The sequence below is a fragment of the Pararhizobium sp. PWRC1-1 genome (assembly GCF_049897905.1).
Taxonomy (GTDB): Bacteria; Pseudomonadota; Alphaproteobacteria; order Rhizobiales; family Rhizobiaceae; genus Pararhizobium.
In genome coordinates this window covers 197764-218713 of record NZ_JAFCXE010000004.1, presented here as the reverse complement: position 1 = coordinate 218713, position 20950 = coordinate 197764, and the positions used below count along the sequence as shown (strand labels likewise).

General features: G+C 56.2%; 16 protein-coding genes and 6 pseudogenes. 12 read left to right on the top strand and 10 right to left on the bottom strand.

Features of this window, described 5'->3' with window-relative positions:
* Window positions 1–295: 295 nt before the first annotated feature.
* The 3 genes and pseudogenes from ACP7E0_RS08940 to ACP7E0_RS08930 form a co-directional block, all read left to right on the top strand.
* Window positions 296–1030, top strand: a complete 735-nt coding sequence (locus ACP7E0_RS08940) for an SDR family NAD(P)-dependent oxidoreductase (protein WP_426124359.1) — start codon at window positions 296–298, stop codon at window positions 1028–1030.
* Window positions 1031–1103: 73 nt separating this feature from the next.
* Window positions 1104–1704, top strand: a pseudogene (locus ACP7E0_RS08935) (NADPH-dependent F420 reductase).
* A gap of 339 nt (window positions 1705–2043) precedes the next feature.
* A pseudogene (locus ACP7E0_RS08930) lies at window positions 2044–2505 on the top strand (IS6 family transposase); the annotation flags it as partial.
* Between the two features lie 34 nt (window positions 2506–2539).
* On the opposite strand, the gene ACP7E0_RS08925 reads toward ACP7E0_RS08930, so the two are convergent.
* Both ACP7E0_RS08925 and ACP7E0_RS08920 read right to left on the bottom strand, forming a co-directional pair.
* On the bottom strand, window positions 2540–2953 hold the full coding sequence (locus ACP7E0_RS08925) for a transposase (RefSeq protein ID WP_426124357.1): 414 nt from the start codon (window positions 2951–2953) through the stop codon (window positions 2540–2542).
* Between the two features lie 174 nt (window positions 2954–3127).
* Window positions 3128–4027: an FkbM family methyltransferase gene (locus tag ACP7E0_RS08920; RefSeq protein WP_426124355.1), complete on the bottom strand. Its 900-nt coding sequence runs from the start codon at window positions 4025–4027 to the stop codon at window positions 3128–3130.
* Between the two features lie 300 nt (window positions 4028–4327).
* On the opposite strand from ACP7E0_RS08920, the gene ACP7E0_RS08915 reads away from it, so the two are divergent.
* The 3 genes from ACP7E0_RS08915 (at window position 4328) to ACP7E0_RS08905 (ending at window position 8504) form a co-directional block, all read left to right on the top strand.
* Window positions 4328–5722 carry an O-antigen ligase family protein gene (locus tag ACP7E0_RS08915; protein WP_426124353.1) on the top strand — a complete coding sequence of 465 codons (1395 nt, stop codon included), beginning with the start codon at window positions 4328–4330 and terminating at the stop codon, window positions 5720–5722.
* 285 nt (window positions 5723–6007) lie between these two features.
* Window positions 6008–6283, top strand: a complete 276-nt coding sequence (locus ACP7E0_RS08910) for a hypothetical protein (RefSeq protein WP_426124351.1) — start codon at window positions 6008–6010, stop codon at window positions 6281–6283.
* A gap of 493 nt (window positions 6284–6776) precedes the next feature.
* Window positions 6777–8504: a cation:proton antiporter gene (locus tag ACP7E0_RS08905; protein ID WP_426124349.1), complete on the top strand. Its 1728-nt coding sequence runs from the start codon at window positions 6777–6779 to the stop codon at window positions 8502–8504.
* Between the two features lie 324 nt (window positions 8505–8828).
* Here the strand turns inward: ACP7E0_RS08905 and ACP7E0_RS08900 are convergent, their stop codons facing one another.
* From ACP7E0_RS08900 to ACP7E0_RS08890, 3 genes and pseudogenes are all read right to left on the bottom strand, one after another.
* Window positions 8829–9320: a PTS sugar transporter subunit IIA gene (locus ACP7E0_RS08900; protein ID WP_426124347.1), complete on the bottom strand. Its 492-nt coding sequence runs from the start codon at window positions 9318–9320 to the stop codon at window positions 8829–8831.
* 519 nt (window positions 9321–9839) lie between these two features.
* A pseudogene (locus ACP7E0_RS08895) lies at window positions 9840–10904 on the bottom strand (ABC transporter ATP-binding protein).
* Between the two features lie 19 nt (window positions 10905–10923).
* Window positions 10924–11162, bottom strand: a pseudogene (locus ACP7E0_RS08890) (carbohydrate ABC transporter permease); the annotation flags it as partial.
* 338 nt (window positions 11163–11500) lie between these two features.
* Between ACP7E0_RS08890 and ACP7E0_RS08885 the strand changes: the two are divergent.
* From ACP7E0_RS08885 to ACP7E0_RS08865, 5 genes and pseudogenes are all read left to right on the top strand, one after another.
* Entirely contained in the window at window positions 11501–12421 is a 921-nt protein-coding gene (locus tag ACP7E0_RS08885; RefSeq protein WP_426124540.1) for an ArsR/SmtB family transcription factor, read from the top strand.
* A 106-nt stretch (window positions 12422–12527) separates the two neighbouring features.
* Window positions 12528–13208: pseudogene (locus ACP7E0_RS08880) on the top strand (alpha-N-arabinofuranosidase); the annotation flags it as partial.
* A pseudogene (locus ACP7E0_RS08875) lies at window positions 13208–14257 on the top strand (extracellular solute-binding protein); the annotation flags it as partial. The pseudogenes ACP7E0_RS08880 and ACP7E0_RS08875, both read left to right, overlap by 1 nt.
* A gap of 78 nt (window positions 14258–14335) precedes the next feature.
* Window positions 14336–15220, top strand: coding sequence for a carbohydrate ABC transporter permease (locus ACP7E0_RS08870; RefSeq protein ID WP_426124346.1), 885 nt, complete (start codon window positions 14336–14338; stop codon window positions 15218–15220).
* On the top strand, window positions 15217–16059 hold the full coding sequence (locus tag ACP7E0_RS08865; RefSeq protein ID WP_426124345.1) for a carbohydrate ABC transporter permease: 843 nt from the start codon (window positions 15217–15219) through the stop codon (window positions 16057–16059). Before ACP7E0_RS08870 ends, ACP7E0_RS08865 begins: the two co-directional genes overlap by 4 nt.
* 54 nt (window positions 16060–16113) lie before the next feature.
* Here the strand turns inward: ACP7E0_RS08865 and ACP7E0_RS08860 are convergent, their stop codons facing one another.
* The 5 genes from ACP7E0_RS08860 to ACP7E0_RS08840 all read right to left on the bottom strand — a co-directional run bounded on the left by ACP7E0_RS08860 (window position 16114) and on the right by ACP7E0_RS08840 (window position 18946).
* Entirely contained in the window at window positions 16114–17190 is a 1077-nt protein-coding gene (locus ACP7E0_RS08860) for an ABC transporter ATP-binding protein (RefSeq protein ID WP_426124343.1), read from the bottom strand.
* A gap of 609 nt (window positions 17191–17799) precedes the next feature.
* Entirely contained in the window at window positions 17800–18012 is a 213-nt protein-coding gene (locus tag ACP7E0_RS08855) for a hypothetical protein (protein WP_426124341.1), read from the bottom strand.
* 32 nt (window positions 18013–18044) lie between these two features.
* Complete coding sequence (locus ACP7E0_RS08850; RefSeq protein ID WP_426124340.1) at window positions 18045–18269, bottom strand: hypothetical protein; 225 nt, start codon at window positions 18267–18269, stop codon at window positions 18045–18047.
* A 235-nt stretch (window positions 18270–18504) separates the two neighbouring features.
* Entirely contained in the window at window positions 18505–18666 is a 162-nt protein-coding gene (locus ACP7E0_RS08845) for a transposase (protein WP_426124339.1), read from the bottom strand.
* A gap of 115 nt (window positions 18667–18781) precedes the next feature.
* Window positions 18782–18946, bottom strand: a complete 165-nt coding sequence (locus tag ACP7E0_RS08840) for a hypothetical protein (RefSeq protein ID WP_426124337.1) — start codon at window positions 18944–18946, stop codon at window positions 18782–18784.
* A 165-nt stretch (window positions 18947–19111) separates the two neighbouring features.
* Here ACP7E0_RS08840 and ACP7E0_RS08835 point away from each other — a divergent pair, with 165 nt between their 5' ends.
* Window positions 19112–20923, top strand: a complete 1812-nt coding sequence (locus ACP7E0_RS08835) for a sensor domain-containing phosphodiesterase (RefSeq protein WP_426124336.1) — start codon at window positions 19112–19114, stop codon at window positions 20921–20923.
* The last annotated feature ends 27 nt before the right edge of the window (window positions 20924–20950 follow it).

Below are 20950 nucleotides of genomic sequence, written 5' to 3'. Positions count from 1 at the left end.
CGGTGCGCCTTTCCCTACATCAGCCTGGCCGGCATCATAGCTTATGTTGGGCCATCCGGTACTTTCTGCTTCGTGGAAGTAGCTTGTAGCGACTAGAGGGGCAACTCCCCCGGATAGATTTTGCACCACCCTTGTGCACGGAACCACACTCCAAGCGTCGCCTGATTGATCCTATCTCTAGGTTCTGGAAGGCGAGCCCGAAAGACTCACAGGCAAGCCCGGCAGAGAGATCACCGGGAAATCGAGGATGCCTATCTCCTCTACTCCCGCGAAGCAGCAAAGAAGGATGCACAAGATGACCAGACTGAATGGAAAGACCGCCGTGATAACTGGGGGCGCTACGGGTATCGGCCGCGCATCGGCGAAACGCTTCGTCGAAGAAGGAGCCTTCGTCTTCATCTTCGGACGGCGGCAGGATGCGCTCGATGCGGCTTTGGCCGAGCTTGGGCCGAATGCCCGCGCGGTGAAAGGCTCTGTCTCCGATGAGGCCGATCTTGATCGGCTCTACGCGACGGTCAAGGCCGAGCGCGGTGCGCTCGATATCGTATTCGCCAACGCCGGGGCCGGAAGCCAGCTCGCGCTCGGCAAGATCACCGCGGAGCACATCGACGAAACCTTCGACACCAATGTCAAGGGTACGATCTTCACAGTCCAAAAGGCGCTTCCGCTGATGGGCAAGGGCGGCTCGATCATACTGACCGGATCGAGCGCCGGCACCACGGGTGCTCCGGGGATGACCGCTTACAGCGCCAGCAAGGCAGCTGTGCGCAACCTGGCGCGGACCTGGGCGGAGGACCTCAAGAGCACTGGCATCCGCGTGAATGTCCTGTCGCCTGGAGCGACCGCGACCGAACTCGCCAAGGAAGCACTCGGCGAGGAAGGCCAGAAGGTCTTCGCCGCGATGACACCGCTCCAGCGTATGGCCGATCCATCGGAGATCGGGGCGGTTGCCGCCTTCCTCGCGTCTGATGACAGCAGTTTCATGACCGCCAGCGAAGTCGCCGTCGATGGCGGGCTGGCCCAACTCTAAGACCTCACGCCCTTTCCGCGCTCCACTCATCATCCGGGGGCGTGGGAGCAAGATGAAACAAAGGAGAATGGATATGAGCTACGCAATCATCGGCTTCGGCAAGATCGGTCAGGCCCTAGCCAAGGCATTCGCCCGCAACGGCATCCAAGTATCGGTCGCCACAACGCGCGATCCGGCAAGTTTCGCATCAGCCGCGGCCGCGATCGACCCCACGATCGTCGCCAAGACACTCGAGGAAGCCGTCAAGGCAGACATCATCTTCCTGGCCGTCCCCCTACGAGGCGCATCAGGACGTCGCGAAGGCGCTTTCTAACTGGGCAGGGAAAACGATCATAGACGTGACCAACGCATATGGCGTGCCACCCGAGGACTTGGGAGGACAGCCTTCTTCGAAGTTCGTTTCCCAGGCATTCACTGGCGGAAGGCTCGTCAAAGGCTTTAACCACTTGGGTGCGACGGTGCTTGGCCATGATCCGGCTGTGAATGGCGGCAGAAGGGTTGTGTTCCTGGCAAGCGACGACGACAGCGCGGCGGCTGAAATCGGTGCGCTCGCGGAGAAGCTCGGTTTTTCTGCCGTTGCACTCGGGGGGCTTTCCGAAGGTGGCCTGCTTGTCCAGGCGCGCGGAAAAAGCTGGGGCCGACTGATCTTCAAGGACTTGGTCAAGTTCGACTGATTGGTGGTGATCGCCATACCAATGTGGTCCGTCTCACCTCTGAAACCGCAGGGTGTCTCACGGTTTGGACACCCTGCGGCCTGGACAAAAAGGACAAATGACATGAACATCGAAGCGAACACTCAGATCGTGAAGGACTTTTCGTGGCGGTCGGGAAGCACGACGAGCAACATCTTCTGTCATTGGTCGCCGAGGATATCGAGTGGATCATATCGGGTGAGGGGTGGCCGTTAGCAGGCACGCACCGCGGGCACGAGGAGCTGGCTGCCGTGCTTCAAAGATTTCCCCGCTGCGGATCGCCGAGTTTGACATCGGGGTCGACACGACCTCCTGATAACGACCGGTATCAAGGTTCGCGGTCGTTGGACATATCTCTATCGGGCCATCGACAGCAACGGATGCACAGTCGAGTTCTGGCTCAGCGAGCATCGTGACCTTTCTGCCGCCAAACGCTTCTTCAAAAAGGCGTTCGCTCGGCATGGCCGGCCGGAACGCGTCGTTATCGACGGCAGCTAGACCAACCGTGAAGCGATCATTTCCTGTGACACCATCAGCCGCCTCCAGGATCGTTCGCGCCGCCGGCTTGAACCCGTCCGCATCCGACAAAGTCAGTATCTGAACAACGGCATCGAGCAGGATCACCGGCGGATCAAGCGACGCGTCAAACTGATGCTCGGCTTTAAGTCTTTCAGATCCGCAGTTGCAACATTGTCTGGCATCGAGATGATCCACATGCTGCGCAATCACACTGCCAGCTTGTCGATCGCCAAACAGTTCGAAACCCTCGTCGCCGCGATCTGAGCAGCCGCAGAAATCGCCAAGCCTCGCGGATAACTCAAATTTTGCAACAGAACCCATCGCGTCCCACGATCACACGGCGACCATTGGCGCTGACAACCTCCATAAGCCCACTTTGTGCCGTCGAAGAATTGGTCGGCGCAACAACCGGCACGCCTGGCTCCGGGACCAACAGTGCAGGAATAAACCCTTCACTCCCCCGGCCATTGCCGAGCCGTCCCTCAAGAGCTGCTTTACGCCAATCGTTCAACTGAAAGCGTGTGATCCCATGGCGACGTGCTGTTGCCGTGACCTGACGCGGGGCGGAATAACTCTCCGCCACGATCGCAAGTTTGGCCTCGTTGCTGAAACGGCGACGCCGCCCGCTATCGACAATCTCCATACGGCTAACTTGCGGCCGCTTCTCTATCGTTAAATCCACGGTTCTCACTCTGTCTATATTGACGTCCATATAGACAGAGCATCCAGTTCGCCTCACTTGTTAGCAAGGCGGCCCTCCTCGGATGCGTGCGGTAAGGAGATGCGGCGGGTGCCTAGAGCAGGTTATTCAGGAAACCGCGTATTCCCTCACCAGACAACCTGCAAACACTCTCCGCTGTGGTGGGCAATGCGATTTCCACTCCCTCTAAATTTTGCGTATCTGCAGCCCCATTTCACGATGGGATTCCATCGCCGACTGGTGAATGGCGATGATGTTGCGGGCGGGCCAAGGGCGGTGTCCAAGGACGGAATTCGCATCAAACGACGTGACCTCATACAGCGCAGTCTGAAGGGGGTGGTAATAGAAGAACCGATACCCGTATGTGGCAAGCTTCGCGTACCACGGTAGGGACCCCAGGCCGAGGAGCATGACCAGCACATCTGCGCCGCCGCCACGGAGAAAAGCATCTGCGCCCTCGATCACCTGTGGTTCGAATCCTGCAACATTAATCTTGAGAACGGAGACACGATTCAATCCGAGGCGCTGAAAGTCAGTGGTTAACGTGCGAACCGACACGGGTTCCGTGCCGCTTTCACTCAGCCCGCTCAACCAAGTGCTTGCTGTCGTTTGAAAATAAGCTTCAGATTCAGTGTTCGAATAGGCGACCCTGTGCACTTCCACCCTATCGCGCACGCCATTACGGTCGATGTTGCGCACCAATGCCGCCACGTTTGCCGAACTCGGCTCAAATGCATGGACCTTTGCGGACGGTAATGTTGCAGCAAACAGGGTAAACTGCCCAATTGCGGCACCAACGTCTGCAACGATCCAGCCCGGTCGATATGTTTTGCGGAGAAACGCAAACTCGGGATCGATGAAATCTCCAAACGTCAGGAGAGCTGTCGGAACTTGACTTGGGAACGCGAATTCAAGGATCTGGCCAGATCGCAACTGAACTTCACTTTTGCTAGGCCGGCGCGCGTACAGGTATCCCAGTCTGACTGCGCCTCTCGTGGTTGCGCCTACGCCCACCACTCTTGCCCCCCACAGCATCTTGTCACCAAAATTGTGGGCTTTGCGGAGAAGTGAGCGGACTGAGGTCATCGTGAGGGCACATCCATCAAAGGAGGTTTGTCTGAAGGATCCAAGTTAGCAGGTGTACGGCTACTTCAAAACTCGGGAGCAAGATGTAGCAGAGGCACATCAAACTGTTCGCCGTACATCTATCGGATTAGCTATCTCGCGTAGGCTACGCGGGGATCCGTCCAATGCACAAGAGGGGCAGCAATTCGACCAGTTTGACGCACGCAAGATTTTCCTGCTGGGTTACGTCATAGCGCCGGCGCGCGAGCGTGGATTTAACAGCCACATATTCGGACCGGCTAGACGGGTGGAGTGGCGCAGATGATGAGAGCCCCGGCTCGACCAAGGGTCAGTTCGTTTCACGTTCGCCCGACGGCAAACACCAGTCGTTCAAGGACGGTATCTCCACAGAAGGAGGTTGTTCCCACGACGCAGCGAACGAAGCTCCCCCTGTTTGCCTCGGCTTTCCTGGTGTGCGTGTTTATTCCTTGGCTATGGACTGTTGGGTCGCTGGTGCTCACCCCTTACCGTGTCGTCCTCCTGGTTGGCTTTGTGCCGTGCATGTACCTGTGGCTCTCTGGAAAAGCCGGCAAAGTTAGCGCTGCCGATATTCTGATTATTCTTTACTGCCTATGGTCTGCCCTCAGCCTGTGCATGGTGCATGGCGCGCAAACTGCAGTTCAATCGGGCGGAGTAATAATATTAGAAACTGCGGGCGCGTATTTTTTCGGACGTTGTTTTATTCGCGGGCCTGACCAATTTTACGGCATGGTGCGATTATTCCTGGTGATCGTCGCGATCATGTTTCCCTTTACGCTTTTTGAAACTCTATCGAACCAAAACATAACCCTCGAATTGTTTTCTAAGCTTTTTGCAGTTCCTCCGGAAGCCTTCAAGGAAGCAAGATGGGGGCTTCGGCGGGTCCAGGGCGTCTTCGAGCACCCGATACTTTTTGGCGTTTCCTGTGGCGCCATGCTTTCGCTCGTGCACATGGTCTACGGCTTTGAACAGACGACGGCGAGACGATGGTTTGCTTCCACCCTCGTATTTACAACGGCTTTCCTGTCTTTGTCGTCAGGTCCAATTACGGCGCTCATAGCCCAAACATCGCTTATTTTCTGGAACTGGTTCCTTGCTAAGGACCCACGGCGTTGGCAATATTTGTGGATCTTCTCCCTGTCGATTTATGCGTTCATTGCCCTTGCATCCAATCAATCTGTGTTTCAGTTTCTGCTTTCTCGCTTTTCGTTTGAACCGGTATCCGCCTATTACCGCGTTCTGATATGGGAATTTGGTACCCACTCCGTGGTGAATCATCCGCTTTTCGGAGTTGGCTATGGGAGGTGGGACCGGCCGGAGTGGATGCCCCCGAGCATCGATATGTTCTGGCTTTATCACGCGATACTGTTCGGACTGCCGGCTGCAATATTCATGATGGGCGGTTTTCTGACCATGTTTATGAAAATCGCTTTCAAAAAGGAAAGTGACACGCTGCGCCTCCGCTATCGGATCGCCTATCTTATTATGATGACGGGATATTTTCTCGTCGGATGGACAGTTCACTTTTGGAACGCGACATACGTACTTTTCCTGTTTCTACTCGGGAGCGGAAGTTGGCTGTTGGATGGTCGGGATAGCGAAACGCGATCAAAGCTGCGCGGCCTTGAGCCGTCTTTGCGAATACAAGCGAGAAAGACCATGGCGCGAACATTTTAACGACGTGCACGAAGGAAAGACATCGCAGCAGGCGTGCAAGTCTAGCTATGGGTTCCCATCAGCTATCTGCTCTCAAGCCGAATCTGGCAAACCTGGTCGATTCCTGGTCGCCCAGACCGATTTAGTTGCAGGTTCGGTATTGGTAAACCCCCGTCACTCCTTCTGAGTTTCAAAATGTTCATAGCGACACTTCAAAGATAGTTTGCGAACGGTTATTCGGTGCGCGGGTACGAGTGGTTGCTCATACGGCCACTTTCACTGATGCATGAGGCTCTGGAATAGACCGTGACTTCACATTTGCTATTGCAGATCGCGACACTTCTTGGGGCCAATGTGGTGACGCTGGTCGTCATGCAGCTCGTCACTTTCTTTCTAATGAACATAAAGAAACCTGATGACATCGCGCGCTCAGTGCTCCGCCGCGAAGCCTCCCACGATGAAATCTTGATGTTCGAAACCGGACCGAGGGTTCGTGACGCCACCGGCCCCATTCGGGGACTACTCATGCGGGCCTGGAAAATTCTGTCTCGGATCAAGAGGTGGGCATTACTGCGTCGATGAAGACCAGACGCTCAGGATCGGGGTCGAGTTGGCTCGCGAACCAAGCTTGGGTTAAATCCACTCTCGCTGCCCCCGGCGCTTTGGCGGCTGAGCGTATGTCTGCGGATGCATTGGGATCAATCTGAAGATGGCGTTGCCGTCGGGCAGCGTGGTGAATGGCTTTCCGTCAAACTTGGGAGGAACAGGGGGCAACATTGCCTTATGCGACAGTCATCCGCGGCCGTCACCCATCGCGCAAATGGAGTTCGGGGCGGTACATCAAAGTCCGTCGCTCCGCGACCGGACAACCGAGGTGGACGGGTTTCCCGTAGGACGATGATCGCTTTGAGCTGGTTTAATATCGATCACGCCGTTCGTCGCTATGTGACTGATAAGTAGCACGGTAAGTGGCACGGGCGAAAATAGCTCTTGCTCGAATGATAACGAATATCTCTATTGAGGTGGTTCCCACCTCTGAGAACCATAAATCGGCTATTTGACATATGAGGCGGCTTTGGCCAGTTCCATCAATCTGAGTGTGTACAGCGATGTAATGGTGGTTCTGGCGACCGCAGGCGTGATCGTACCGGTAGTCAGCAGGCTGGGCGCGAGTCCGATTATTAGCTATCTCGTGTTAGGTGCACTATTTGGCCCGTTGGGCCTTGGCTCAGCTATGGATCAGATACCGTTTCTCTATTGGATCACGATCGTAGAGCCGACGAACGTCGCTGGCATCGCCGAATTCGGCGTTGTGTTTCTGCTTTTTTTGATTGGGCTCCAACTGTCGTTCTCCCGGCTTCTAGCCTTGCGTCGGCTCGTATTCGGGCTTGGAGTCCTGCAGGTTGTGATCACGGCGGCAACCCTGACGTTCATAGCGGTTTTGTTAGGCGTCGATACACAGCAGGCATTGGTGGTCGGTTTAAGCTTGGCCCTTTCCTCGACCGCCACTGTGGTTGAATTGCTTTCTACCAAGCGGCGGATGTCAACGACGACAGGACGCGCCACTTTCTCGGTGCTTCTCGCTCAAGATCTAGCCGTGGTGCCGCTGCTGCTGCTCGTGGGAATCCTTGCTTCAGGCACCAGCGCTAATGTTGCCACCAATGTCGGAATAGCCTTACTGCAAGCCGCTGCAGCCCTCGGAACGATTGTTTTATTTGGCAGAGTCTTTCTGAGATCGCTTTTCCAACTCGTGGGGTCATTGGATTCTACAGAGGTTTTCTTGGCAGCAGTTTTGTTCATCGTCGTAGGTGCCAGCTTTGCGACCGCAATGTTTGGGCTGCCTATGGCATTGGGTGCTTTCGTTGCGGGGATACTCCTCTCGGAAACGGAGTATCGCAAGGCCGTCGAGGCAATCGTTGAACCTTTCAAAGGCCTGCTTCTCGGTGTCTTCTTCTTCACCGTCGGCATGTCAATCGACATCGTCGAATTCATTGTGACACCAGGCTTGATCCTTTTGCTCGTGTCCCTGCTGATAATAGTCAAGATTATCGTGCTGGCGCCATTGGCGCAGCTATTCGGATTTTCCCTGCCAAAGGCGATTGAAATGGCGATGCTATTGGCCGCCGGTGGAGAATTTGCCTTCGTCGGCATTGGAGCCGGTGTTGCCGCCGGAATCGTATCGCCTCGTGTGTCCGGTTTGATTTTAACGGTAGTGGCAATCAGCATGGCCCTAACGCCACTCTTAGCCATATTGGGTGAAAAATTGGCGAAAGTGATTTCCAAAACCGAGCATGGACCCGAGTTGGACGAAATACCTGATGCAATGACGGGGCATGCTGTTGTCATCGGCTACGGACGCGTCGGTAAAGTGGTAGCCGGTATGCTTGAACGCCACGGATTGGCGTATGTGACGGTTGATTCTGATCCGACACTGGTTTCCCGTGAAAGGCGCAAGGGCAACGCGGTGTTTTTTGGCGATGGGGCTAACAACAATTTCCTAAGGGCATGTGGCCTTTCTGAAGCCAGTTCGCTCATTATTACCATTCAAGATGATCATGCGACGGACCGGATGATCGAAATTGTACGGGCATCAAGACCCGACCTGCCAATCGTTGCCCGCGCCAGAGATGCCACCCATGCTCGGCATCTTTACGCCATGGGCGTATCAAACGCTGTACCTGAAACAATTGAGGCGAGTCTCCAATTGTCGGAAGCAACTTTGATCAGCATGGGCATCCCGATGGGTAAGGTTATTGCCAGCATCCACGAGCGGCGGGACGAGTTCCGGAAGGAGTTGAAATAGACGCCTGATTGTAATCGAGCAATCGGATCGACTCTGGCTCGCCCGGGTTGCTTCCTTGCAAAACACGCGACGACCCCATCAGGCCAAGTGGCCAAGCAGCGCTCCTCGCCCTGCTTCTTTGCTTGTGACGGCAGTTGAAAAGAGGCGGATTGTTGAGGAGCCAGGCTTCCTGGGAATGCTGTCGCAGACGTTGCCCGTTGACGTGGTGAAGTCGAAATCAACGGTGCAGGTCCACAAGACGACTTTCCGTGCGGCAGGCCAAGGCAATCCGCCACGCGCGCTATCTCCCAAGGGGTACTCGACGTCACGCTTATAACGCCCCGCTCACGTTCTACCTAGCGTACGATTTTCGAGCAAATCTTGTTCCGACTCCAGCACTGAAAGTAGGATCAGTGCCTCTGTTCCAGAGCGAGCGTCGCGCAGAGCCGAAAGCAACTTCTTGGAGCGAAACAGACGACACTGTTGGGCAAGTCCGGGCAAGAAACTCTCCTGTTGGTCGTGCGGCCATATAACCGCGAGGAAAACATCGACAGGCTGGTCATCCGGCGCGTTGAACTCAATAGCTGCGCGCAAGGTGACAAGAACCTTGGCTGGTGAAGCAAGGTTCGGCACAAGCGCATGCGGCAAGGCAAAACCAGCACCGAAACCTGTAGATCCGAGGGCCTCCCGGTCCATCAGGTCGGCGAAAATGGCCCTCGGGTCGAGTCCCGTCATGTCAGCCAGATGAGACGCGATTGCCTGAAAGACCGACCGTGTATCTTGGGCAGGTATTCCCAGGATCACATTCTTGTCCCAGCAGAGGTCATTGTCTTGCATTGCTCCCCTCCCATGTGTTGCTTGGCATCCGAAAAATGTTTTTTCGTCTCCTTTGCGTCTCAAACGAGTTAGTGTGTTTCCTGCCAGTGTGCATCGGAAAAGCGTTCCTTACAAAAAGTTCCTTGAATCGAACTGGCGTGTTCCGGCGGCGTTTCAAGCAACACGGCCAGCAATAGCTCGCTTGTTCGAAAAAATTCGCGGCGGTTCGCAGCAAGCAGGCCGCCTCCAAAAAGATCGCTCTCATTCGCGGGCGGATTTTCGTTGGAGCGAGAAACAGCGATGCCGCGCGTTAGTCGGGATTAAAAAGCGGGATCGGGTGGACCTTGCCGCCGCACGCTCTATGCCAAACAGTGAGAGCGACAACAGGCCGAACATATGCACGCAAGCGATCCGATCAAAATCACTGCCAAAACCTTGCGAGGAGGGGGTCGTCCACATATGCGCCACCGCGAAGCGGGGATCAATTACGAATCTTGTGGCGAGCCACAAGATGAGCGGTCGGTGCGCGCCGCAACCGAACTACAGGCTCTCTCCACTTTCCCTGTCGAACACATAGACAAGGTTGTGGTCGATGCCAGCGCGAAACGGCGTGCCGTGACGGGCGGGATGATCGCCGTCGACCACGGCGGTCATTGCTGCCCGGCGAATTCGAACAGCACATGCGTCTGCGCGCCCGTCGGTTCCACCAGCAGCGTCTGCCGCCGATGCTGTCGCTACCGCCGGCCGTCAGGTGCTCGGGGCGCAGCCCGATCTTGACGCTCTGGCCGCGGCGCACCTTGCGATCGGGCGAGATGGCGATGGCAGCGCCTTCAGCCAACCGCACCACGGGATTGTCGGTCTCGCCATCGACCGTTCCGTCGATCAGGTTCATTGCGGGCGAACCGATAAAGCCCGCGACGAACAGGTTGGCCGGGGTTCTGTAAAGCTCCATCGCGTGCCCGCCTGCTCAATGCGGCCGGCATTCAGGACGACGATGCGGTCGGCCAGCGTCATGGCCTCGATCTGGTCATGCGTCACGTAAATGGAGGTTGTGCCGACCTTTTGGTGCAGCGACTTGATTTCGGTGCGCATCTGCACCCGCAGCTTGGCATCGAGGTTAGACAGCGGTTCGTCGAACAGGAAGACGGCCGGATCGCGTATGATGGCGCGGCCCATGGCGACGCGCTGGCGCTGCCCGCCCGACAGCTGGCTGGGCTTGCGGTCAAGCAAGTCTTCGAGCGCCAGCATGCGGGCGGCTTCGCCGACACGGCTGGCGATCTCTGGCTTGGCGACGCCGGCGAGCTTCAGGTTGAAGCCCATATTCTCGCCAACCGTCATATGTGGATAGAGCGCGTAGGACTGGAAAACCATGGCAATGTTGCGCTCGCGCGGCGTCATGGCGTTGACCACTGTGCCGCCGATCGTCACCTTGCCGTCGGTGATGTCCTCCAGGCCGGCAATCATCCGCAGAAGCGTCGACTTGCCGCAGCCGGAAGGGCCGACCAGCGCGATGAATTCGCCGTCGTCGACGGAGAGCGACACGTCGTGTACCACTTGCAGTGCGCCGTAGCTTTTGCGGATGCGTCGAAGACCGACCGATGCCATGATGCTTGCTCATTGGAGATCAGGACTTGACGGTGCCAGCCGTCAAACCTGCAATGATATGTTTCTGAGCGAGGAAGAACACGATGACCGTCGGCAGTATGGTCAGCGTGATGAATGCCAGCACCAGCTGCCAGTCGGTGCCGAACTCGCCACGATAGACCATAATGCCGAGCGGCCAGGGTATTTGCTTTCGGTGTTCAGCATGATCAGCGGCAGGATGTAGCTGTTCCAGCTGCTGACGAATGTGACGATGCCAACGGGCGACGCAGACGTGTCTCGGCCTTCAGCGCGCAACTTCGCAGTTGCTGTCGACTTCGCGATCAGCTCGGCAATGCTTAGTTCGCTACGAAAGAAATAGATCGATTGTGCATCTACAGTTAGCCCTCGCAGGGTTAGAACTCCGTCAGCAACGAAGGTCTGCAACCGTTTGATATCTCAATCTCTTTCATCCCGCGGCGTGCACTTAAGCTCATTTTTTGTCTGTCTGCTGGTCGCGTATTGCTACCAGCAACAAGTAGGGATTCGCGGCCAAGCCTACGATTGCTTCTTTGCCCGATTTCCTGATATTGTTAGCTATTATCGGTATGGTTGGAAAGATGACTGGAAAAGTTCTCGTAATCGATCCCCTAGAGCGGCAGGACATCATCAGGGGACTGGCCAGCGAGGTCCGTGTCAATATTCTGAGGATTCTGCGTTCAGGCGCAAAGAACGTCAACACGATTGCCAGTGAACTGAACCTGCCGCAGTCGACGGTGTCGGCAAACCTTCAGATCCTTGAGGATGTCGGGCTCATCACCACCCAAGGTCAGAAAGCGAAAAAAGGTAGCCAGAAAGTCTGCCAATCCGCGTTCAAGGAAATCCTTGTGGCATTTCGCGAGGACGTTGCGGCAGCCAAAGATGATTCTATTGAGGTCTCGATGCCAATTGGTCTTTACGGCCAGTTCGAGATCATGGGGCCATGCGGTCTCTGTTCCAAGGAAGGGGTAATCGGCCTGCTCGACGTACCAGACACCTTTCTGGATCCGGACCGAATGAAGGCAGGTCTGTTATGGTTTACGTGCGGTTTCGTTGAATATCAGTTCCCGAACAATACGCTTCTGACTAAGGCAAAGCCTCGAGCTCTCGAATTCTCCATGGAACTCAGCTCCGAAGTCCCTGGCACGGCCGTAGACTGGCCGTCTGATATTTTTATGGAGGTCAACGGGGTGGAAATAGGCCGATGGACATCCCCTGGGGATTTCGGTGACAAGCGCGGCGTTTATACACCTGGTTGGTGGAAACTGGCCGGATCACAATACGGCAAGCTGAAGAATTGGCGCATCAACCAGGAGGGCAGCTTTATTGACGGCATCAAGATCTCCAACATCACTTTGGAGGACGTCGCACTCGAAAAGCATCGCTCGATCCGCTTGCGGATTGGTGTGAAGGAAAATGCCGAGCATCCAGGGGGGATTAACATCTTTGGTCGCGGCTTCGGGAATTACGACCAGGACATCGTCTTGCGCATCCTGGTGTAATGCCGTTTGCGATACCCTCTTGACGAATGCGACCTCTCGGCGCTTACTGTACCGTATTGACGGATAAGAACCGGATATTCTGGTACAAATAACCGATGGGGTGAGCATGGAGGCTCGGGTAACAGCGCACGCGCGCTATACGATCGCGGATATCGACAAAAGGCTCTACGGATCGTTCCTCGAACATCTGGGTCGCGCAGTCTATACGGGCATCTACGAGCCCGGCCATCCCACGGCCGATGAAAACGGCATGCGTCGCGACGTTCTCGATCTGGTTCGCGGACTGGACACGCCGGTCTGCCGCTATCCCGGCGGCAATTTCGTTTCCGCCTATAATTGGGAAGATGGGATCGGCCCAAAGAGCGAGCGGCCCACCCGTCTCGATCTGGCCTGGCGCACCGCCGAATCTAATCAAGTCGGCATCCATGAATTCGCGGACTGGGCGAAGGCTGCCGGCACGGAAATGATGCTCGCGGTCAATCTCGGCTCCCGTGGGTTGGATGCTGCCCGAAACTTCGTCGAATATGTCAACCATCCGGGTGGAAGCTACTGGTCGGACCTCCGCCGCAAGAACGGCCAAGCCGACCCGTGGAATGTCAAGCTCTGGTGCCTCGGCAATGAGATGGATGGGCCTTGGCAGGTCGGCCACAAGAGCGCGGGTGAATATGGCCATCTGGCGAACGAGACGGCCAAGGCATTGCGTGCCTTTGATGACAGTCTGGAACTCGTGGTATGCGGCTCGTCGCACTCCGACATGCCGACCTATCCGCAGTGGGAGGCGACGGTACCTCAGCTGCTGTCGGCGAGGCGCCCGATATCATGACTTACCACGCCAGTCGCATTCCGCTAGCGGTCAAGCAGGGCATTCTTCAAGAAATTGCCGCCGACGATTGGACTAAGATGGGTCTCTCAAAGGACTCCTATGCCGATGCCACCTGGGGCGCTGTATCCGTTGACAACAAGCAATATGCAGTTCCTTTCGATACCCACCCGATCGTTCTCTATTACAACAAGGATGCGCTCGCCAAAGCGGGACTGCTGACAGAGGATGGAAAGCCGAAAGGGCTAGACAGCCGCGAGAGTTTCGAGGCGACCCTGAAAGGACTAAAGGACGCAGGCGTGAAGTACCCGTTGGGATCGGTTACGGCCGACGGCAACTTCATGTTCCGGACGATCTACTCTTTCATGGGCCAGCAGGATGGGGAGCTTTTAACCGACGGTGAATTCCTCGCTGGCGACAACGGGGAAAAGCTGCAGAACGTGCTCGCGCTCCTCCAGGGATGGACCAAGGACGGGTTGCAATCCACCTACACCGATTATCCCGCGACAGTAGCACTGTTTACCTCCGGCGAAGCGGCCATGATGATCAACGGTGTCTGGGAAGTGCCGACCATGGTCGATCTTCACAAGCAGGGCAAACTCTTCGAGTGGGGTGCCGTGGAACTGCCAGTCCTCTTCGATCATGCCTCAACCTATGCGGACAGCCATGCCTTTGCCATTCCCGCAAACAAGGGCAAGGAAATGACCGCCGAGAAAAGAGCAGCCGTGCTGGAAGTCATTTCCTGGCTCTCAAAGAACTCGCTCAATTGGGCCAGTGCCGGTCACATTCCTGCCTATGGCCCGGTGACTGCCTCTGCCGAATACAAGGCCATGGAGCCTAACGCGACCTACTCCCCGCTGACGGCCAACATGATCTTCGATCCCAAGACGCCGCTAGCAGGCGTTGCCGGGCCGATCTTCGACATCATGTCTACCTATTTCGTACCCACGCTCAACAATGAGATGGAGCCGGCCAAAGCCGTCGAAGAGATCAAGGTGGAACTGAACGAGCTGTGATCTTTCCGTGACTGGCCGGGGCGAAATGCCGTAGCCAGTCGTGCCGCGCTATCGGAATGACGGGAGATTACGAACGCTATGCTCAGGAACAAGCGAAGTGAAGCCTGGATCGCCGCTACGCTGGTGGCGCCCTTTTTGGCGATATACGGTCTGGTCTTCATCTATCCGACGATAAAGCTCTTCATGATCAGCTTCACTGATGCGCCGCTGATCGGTAGCGGCGCCTTTGTCGGGTTTGAAAACTATGCCCGTCTTTGGGGGGAACGACGGTTCAATGTCGCTCTGTGGAACACTACCTATTTCGTCATCCTGACGGTCGTGCCGGGTACGTTCGCGGCCTTCGCAATGGCGCTCGGCATCAATCGCCTTGCCGGCCGGCTGCAGACTTTCGTGCTGGCGCTGTTCTTCCTGCCCTATATCCTGCCCGTGTCGGTCGTGTACCTTATCTGGGACTGGACACTCAATTTTCAGTTCGGCATCGCAATGCATTTCTTTGACACACTGGGTATAAACCGCGTGCCGGTGTTCAAGTCGACGACCTGGTTCATGCCGGCCGTCGCGTTCATCACGATTTGGTGGACTGCAGGCTTCTCCATCCTTCTCTTTCTTGCGGGCCTGCGTGCGATCCCCTTCGAGATCTATGAAGCCGCCGCACTCGACAGCGCAGGGCGCTGGGCCACGTTCCGGCGGATCACCTGGCCCTTGATGTGGCCGATCACGGCTCTAGTGTTGACCATCCAGTTGATCCTGCAACTGAAGATATTCGACCAGGTCTACCTGTTCTCGACTGGGGGAAGGCCCAATGACAACCTCGTTCTCGTCTACTATGTCTTTCAGCGCGCCTTTCAATCCGACCAGGGGGGCCGAGCGGCTGCAGCGGCAGTTGTGCTGTTCCTGATCGTAATTGTCGTTTCGGCGATTAACTTCCAGCTCACACGGCTGTCAAAAGGAGGTGCGCGATGACTCCAGCGACAGTCAAAGGGCTGAACCTGGCAGGCCTCGCCATTACGCTCACAACGGTTTTTGTCGCGGTACTTTGGGCATTTCCCCTTTACTGGGGCGTTGTCTCTTCGTTGAAGCCGGAAGACGAAGTGGTCCGTCCATATATCGAATTATGGCCTGACACTTTCACGATTTCTCACTATGTCTTTGCCCTGACGCAAACGCAGATCGGTACCTGGTACTTGAACTCGATCGTAACCGCACTCGCGATCACCGTGCTTACCGTCGCATCCTCGCTCCTTTGCGGCTATGCAATCTCGCAGCTCCAATTCCGATTCCGGCGACCACTCTGGTGGTTGATCCTGGCGAGCTTCATGGTCCCGATGCAGACCATGATTGTCAACCACTTTGAACTTGTCGCCAGCCTGGGGCTACTTAACACATGGGCCGGTATAGTGCTGCCGCAGTTGATCCATCCAGTGATCATCATCGTCTACAAGCAATTCTTCGACGGAGTTCCCAAAGACTTTCGCGAAGCCGCCGTAATGGACAATGCCTCGGAATGGCGCATTCTCACGCGAATTTACCTGCCGATGAACTGGGGAATTACCACAGCACTAGCGATCGTCACCTTCATCTGGTCCTGGAATGCCTTCCTCTGGCCATTCCTGGCCGTGACCCAGACCGACATGATGACGATCACAGTTGGCATCACCCAGGTCAACGATGCCTTCGGGGTCTACTACGCCCGCCAACTCTCCGCAGCCGTGCTCGCCGGCTTGCCGGTCGCTATAGCCTATCTCGTGTTCCAGAGGCGCGTTACCGAAGCGATTACATTGTCTGCCGGCATCAAAGGATGAAGTGGAGGGGCTTGCGGCAGGTTCTTACTTCTTCTTGACCTAGCCACTACAGCGTCACTGCACGTGATGCGCCTTACCCTCCTGATCGAATAGGTGGACAGCACTGGTGTCCAAGGCGATTGACACCGTTTCGCCTGGCTGGACCGCACAACGTCCGACATCCTGCGCGATCACCTCCGTGCCATCTTTCAAGGTGCAATAGAGCAGCGTACGGTCACCCAGCCGCTCGACCACACCGACCTTGGCCGGACTGCCCTGCGCGCTGGCGCCTTCACCTTCCAAGACTCTCACGGCTTCCGGCCTGATCCCAAGTTCGTAGCGTCCGGGGCCTGACGGCGGTGGAGCGATTTGCAATTCGGCCCCGTCTCCCAGTCGCAGGGTGCCCCCGGACAGCAGGTCTACGGGCAGGAAATTCATCGCCGGGCTGCCGACGAAACCGGCAACAAAACGCGAGGCTGGCTTGAGGTAGACCTCCATCGGCGTGCCGATCTGTTCTATCCTGCAGTTGTTGAGTACGACGATCCTGTCGGCGAGTGTCATCGCCTCAGTCTGGTCGTGGGTGACGTAGATCATCGTCGACTTCATTCGCTGGTGAAGCTCCGCCAGCTCGACGCGGGTGCGAACCCGAAGCGCCGCATCGAGATTGGAAAGGGGCTCATCAAAGAGAAACGCCTTGGGATCCTTGACGATGGCCCGGCCGATTGCAACGCGCTGGCGCTGCCCGCCCGAAAGTTGGGCAGGGCGCCGCGCAAGCAGTTCATCCATCTCCAGCATCTTCGCCGCTTCGGAAACGCGAGAGTCTATGTCCTTTTCCGGCATGCCGACATTTCGCAAGCCGAAAGCCATGTTCTCCTTGACCGTCATGTGCGGATAAAGGGCGTAGTTCTGGAAGACCATAGCCAAGCCGCGCTGACCCGGTGCGAGCGTTTCGCTGCGTACCCCGTCGATACTCAATGCGCCGCTGGTGATTTCCTCAAGCCCGGCAATCATCCGCAGCAGGGTCGATTTGCCGGAACCCGATGGGCCAAGAAAGACCATGAACTCACCGGATCTGACTGTCAGCGATATGTCCTCGATGACTTTGACGCTGCCAAAGTTTTTAAAAACGTTCTCAAGCTTGATCTCTGCCACGCAATCCTCCCCGACTTTTAAACCATTCTTTCTGGTATGTACCGGAAGTCAAGATACCAATGCACTGCGCTGTAGACGATAGCGCCGGAGCTCCAACTCCCTGAAAAGGAAATATCATGAAAACCATTACCTCCGCGGTCGCCTTCCGCCCTGAGCCTGGCGGTTGGTAACGCTTCTACAGCCGATCGGCCGGGCGTCGAACACAACATAGCAAAATTCTTGCAATCCCTTGAAGGCGGCAAGACGCTCGACACCATGACGCCTGTCGAGGCCCTGCGCCGCGTTGGCAGGTGCCCAGGCTGCGCCCGAAGTGGCCTTGCCGGACGCTGACGTCAGCGAGAAGACGATCCGCGTCAATGGCAGCGACTTGAAGCTGACGATTGCATTGCAGTCCTAGAGACGGCCACCCTTGGAATATCTTGGACTAGCTGGACAGGTCCACGATTGAAATCTGTTGGTGGGCCATAGCTCAGCCATTGCGACCGACATCAGCGTGGCGAGGTCAAGCCATCCAGTTTCCAGCCTTCCCCCCTCAGAGTCCTTGCAACATCCGGCTTCCTGCAAATGGGCAGTCAAGATGCAATTCGACCTAGGACCATCCGGCGAGGGCTAATCGATCAGAGCCCCGAGGTCGCGCAACGACCGCATCTGTTGTTCTGTATGCACACCATCGATGAACACGCGGAATGCTTTGCCTTGGGATCTCAGTTCTTGGGCCGTCTTCACCGCGTCAGGGTAAAGAAGCTTGGGTTCGTCACGGGTATCACGGCCATCAGGATCGAGCGAACTGAGTGAAATAACCTGGAATGTGGTAGCCATCATGCTTTTCCTTTGGGCGTCGTTCTGCAAAGAGGTTAGCCCTCGTTTCCATCTGATACGAAATTCTTCGGAACCGCTTCCCGCGCGTCTCGACGCGCATCTGCCGGATCCAGCCACTTCTTTTTGAGAACAGAGTAGATCGCGAAAGCAACGTCGTCTGTACTGAAGTCAGCATCTACCATGTCGAGTATGAGGGCCGTTAGTTTCTGGTCGACGATGTCATGCAGTTCCGCCACCTGAGGATTGTGTTCAATTTTCATTTGGAATGACCTTATCGCCTGAACGTCCGGATACCCGGATTGTGCCAAGTTGGCCGAATGGTATCGTGCCGGCGTCCGCCATCGATTTTCTCCTTGATGTTATCGCTCAGTGAAGAACGCCGCTAGCGCTGGAGAGTTTCATCGGAAGTGCGTGCGCTCGTGTTGACGCAAAGGTATCCCCACGGTGACGGCCGTCTTGTGATGTGAAGCACATTGGAAGTCCTAGGGTCGAGACTCAATCGGCCCACCATATGAAGATGGCGGCGATGTAGCATGTTGCCGTGAAGTTGGTAGCAAGCTTGGCGTATCGGGTTGCGACGCGTCTCCAATCCTTGAGGCGGCAGAAGGTTCGTTCGACGAAGTTTCTACGTTTGTACGCCACACGCTCGGACGCCACGACTGGAACTGAGCTTTCATATCGTCAGGATGCTGATCAACAACCTGTTGGTCGGCCCGCTCTGGCAACTGGTGGATCGCGTTTCCTCGTCGACTGAAGGTCGCCGTCCCTGCGATCAGGTATTCCTGATGGAGAGATGCGGTGGCGATGATCTGACATGCAGGCGCGCCGCGGATTCGGCCGCTTCGCTGTTGCGAGCCAGCAGCGTCGCGTTGACGATCTCCTTGTGTTCCTGGTTGGCGTCGGCGGCCCGCGTTCCCCGCGACAGCAGACTTGTCATTTCCCTGCCACCTCAGATTCGAAGACGGACAGGCGGTCTTGGTTCCTTCGTCATTCGATAAACGAGAGGGAACCAAACCGGTCGATAAACCTTTAGCGAAGGCGGCAATCCAAATGGAAGGTTGCAACTATTAGAGTTGAACTTCCACGGAAGAATTGTTGTGCCATGATTCTCGAATTGCAAAATGTCATTCTGGAAATGATCGCCAAGGGCGAGCCACTACAAGATACGATAGAGCGGCTGTGCCTGCATGTAGAGGCCATAGTCCCTTCCGCGGTATGCACCGTTGTCGCGATTGCAGGAAGCCGGCTCCATCCTCTGGCCGCCCCCTCTCTTCCGGACTATTATTCGGCAGCTCTCAACAATGTGAAAGTCGGTGCTTTAGCTGGCTCCTGTGGTACGGCGGCTCATTACGCGACCGCGGTCGCCGTAACCGATATCGAGCACGATCCACGATGGGCAGACTTCAAGCACTTAGCGATGCCCCTGGGTTTCAAAGCATGCTGGTCGACGCCGGTCTTTAGCGGAGATCGTGTTGTCGCAACATTCGCATTCTACTACCGGGAGAAAAGGGGTCCAAGCGCGCTCGAAAAGACGATCGTCGATGCCTGCGTCCATCTATGCGCGATCGCAATTGAGCGGGATGAACGTGTTCGCGAGCGCGAGCGCCTGACCTATACGGATGCGCTGACAGGCTTGCCGAACCGCGCCAAATTCAATCAGGCCCTCTCAAAATGCGCCTCCGGCGAGTATGATACCTGGGGTATCATACTCGCTGATATGGATAACCTGAAACTCGTCAACGACACATTTGGCCACTCTACGGGTGATGATCTCATCCAGATCGTAGCTCAGCGGATTGCGTCGGTAATGCCTCCTGAAAGAAGTTTCCGCATCGGCGGTGACGAGTTTGCGGTGTTGGTTCAAGATACATCATCGCTCAACATCTCTATCGAAGCTTGCAAGATAATCACGGCCTTGAAAGGGGCGGCACACTGTAATGGCCACGTCATTGTTCCCAGTATAACTCTTGGCGGATGTATTGCAGATCGCGGTGACAGCCCGGATCAGGTGCGCCAGTGCGCCGATGTTGCGCTCTATCACGCAAAAGATAGCCATCGAGGACAGTTTATTGAATACGCACCGGGGCTTGGCACGGTGTTTACCAGGCGATTTCGAGCGATCCGTGACGTCAGTCTGGCCTTGGCCGAAGACCGTATCGACGCATACTATCAGCCGATTATTCGGCTCGATACAGGCGAAGTGGTTGGCTTCGAGGCCCTTTGCCGCATGATGACCGCATCGGGAGACATCATCGCTGCTGCCAATTTCCACGAGGCGACCAAGGACGCGCATGTTGCGGCAGTTCTGACACAACGCATGCTCACAAGGGTCGCTGCCGACGCGCGCAGATGGCTCGATCTGGGGCTGCCTTTCCAACATGTCGGCATTAATCTGGCGGCCGCGGATTTTCATGCCGGCAATCTGCAAGAGCGGCTTTGCGGCGTGTTTTCGGATGCGGGAGTTCCTCTCAAACACATCATTCTTGAGGTGACTGAGTCCGTGTATCTCGGACAGCGTGATCATGTTGTGGCCGACGAAATCAAAGCGCTGAGAGAGCGGGGAATGCGTGTCGCCCTCGACGATTTCGGGACCGGATTCGCTTCACTGACTCACCTTCTGACCGTCCCGGTCGACATCATCAAGATTGACAAGTCGTTCGTCGAGCGGCTTGTACCGGGCGACGCCGCCGTAATCATCGTCGAAGGTGTGATGGGTATCGCAAATAAACTGGGGTTCCGTGTCGTAGCGGAAGGCATTGAAACCGGCGCGCAATTGGACCAGCTTCTGAAGTTTGGGTGTACGCTGGGGCAGGGCTACCTATTTTCTAAGGCTGTTGACCGAGACGCTGCCACATCTTTGTTAACGCGTTTTGGACAACGAACTGCAGGGGGTTACCAGCCTTTGCGCGCTTAAAACCAGACAGCCGACACCTGGACGCTC

Coding starts and splice junctions, on each gene's coding strand:
- ACP7E0_RS08940 (WP_426124359.1), top strand. CDS start 296: ATGACCAGACTGAATGGAAAGACCGCCGTGATAACTGGGGGCGCTACG.
- ACP7E0_RS08925 (WP_426124357.1), bottom strand. CDS start 2,953: ATGGACGTCAATATAGACAGAGTGAGAACCGTGGATTTAACGATAGAG.
- ACP7E0_RS08920 (WP_426124355.1), bottom strand. CDS start 4,027: ATGACCTCAGTCCGCTCACTTCTCCGCAAAGCCCACAATTTTGGTGAC.
- ACP7E0_RS08915 (WP_426124353.1), top strand. CDS start 4,328: ATGATGAGAGCCCCGGCTCGACCAAGGGTCAGTTCGTTTCACGTTCGC.
- ACP7E0_RS08900 (WP_426124347.1), bottom strand. CDS start 9,320: ATGCAAGACAATGACCTCTGCTGGGACAAGAATGTGATCCTGGGAATA.
- ACP7E0_RS08885 (WP_426124540.1), top strand. CDS start 11,501: ATGACTGGAAAAGTTCTCGTAATCGATCCCCTAGAGCGGCAGGACATC.
- ACP7E0_RS08870 (WP_426124346.1), top strand. CDS start 14,336: ATGCTCAGGAACAAGCGAAGTGAAGCCTGGATCGCCGCTACGCTGGTG.
- ACP7E0_RS08865 (WP_426124345.1), top strand. CDS start 15,217: ATGACTCCAGCGACAGTCAAAGGGCTGAACCTGGCAGGCCTCGCCATT.
- ACP7E0_RS08855 (WP_426124341.1), bottom strand. CDS start 18,012: ATGATGGCTACCACATTCCAGGTTATTTCACTCAGTTCGCTCGATCCT.
- ACP7E0_RS08850 (WP_426124340.1), bottom strand. CDS start 18,269: ATGAAAATTGAACACAATCCTCAGGTGGCGGAACTGCATGACATCGTC.
- ACP7E0_RS08840 (WP_426124337.1), bottom strand. CDS start 18,946: ATGACAAGTCTGCTGTCGCGGGGAACGCGGGCCGCCGACGCCAACCAG.
- ACP7E0_RS08835 (WP_426124336.1), top strand. CDS start 19,112: ATGATTCTCGAATTGCAAAATGTCATTCTGGAAATGATCGCCAAGGGC.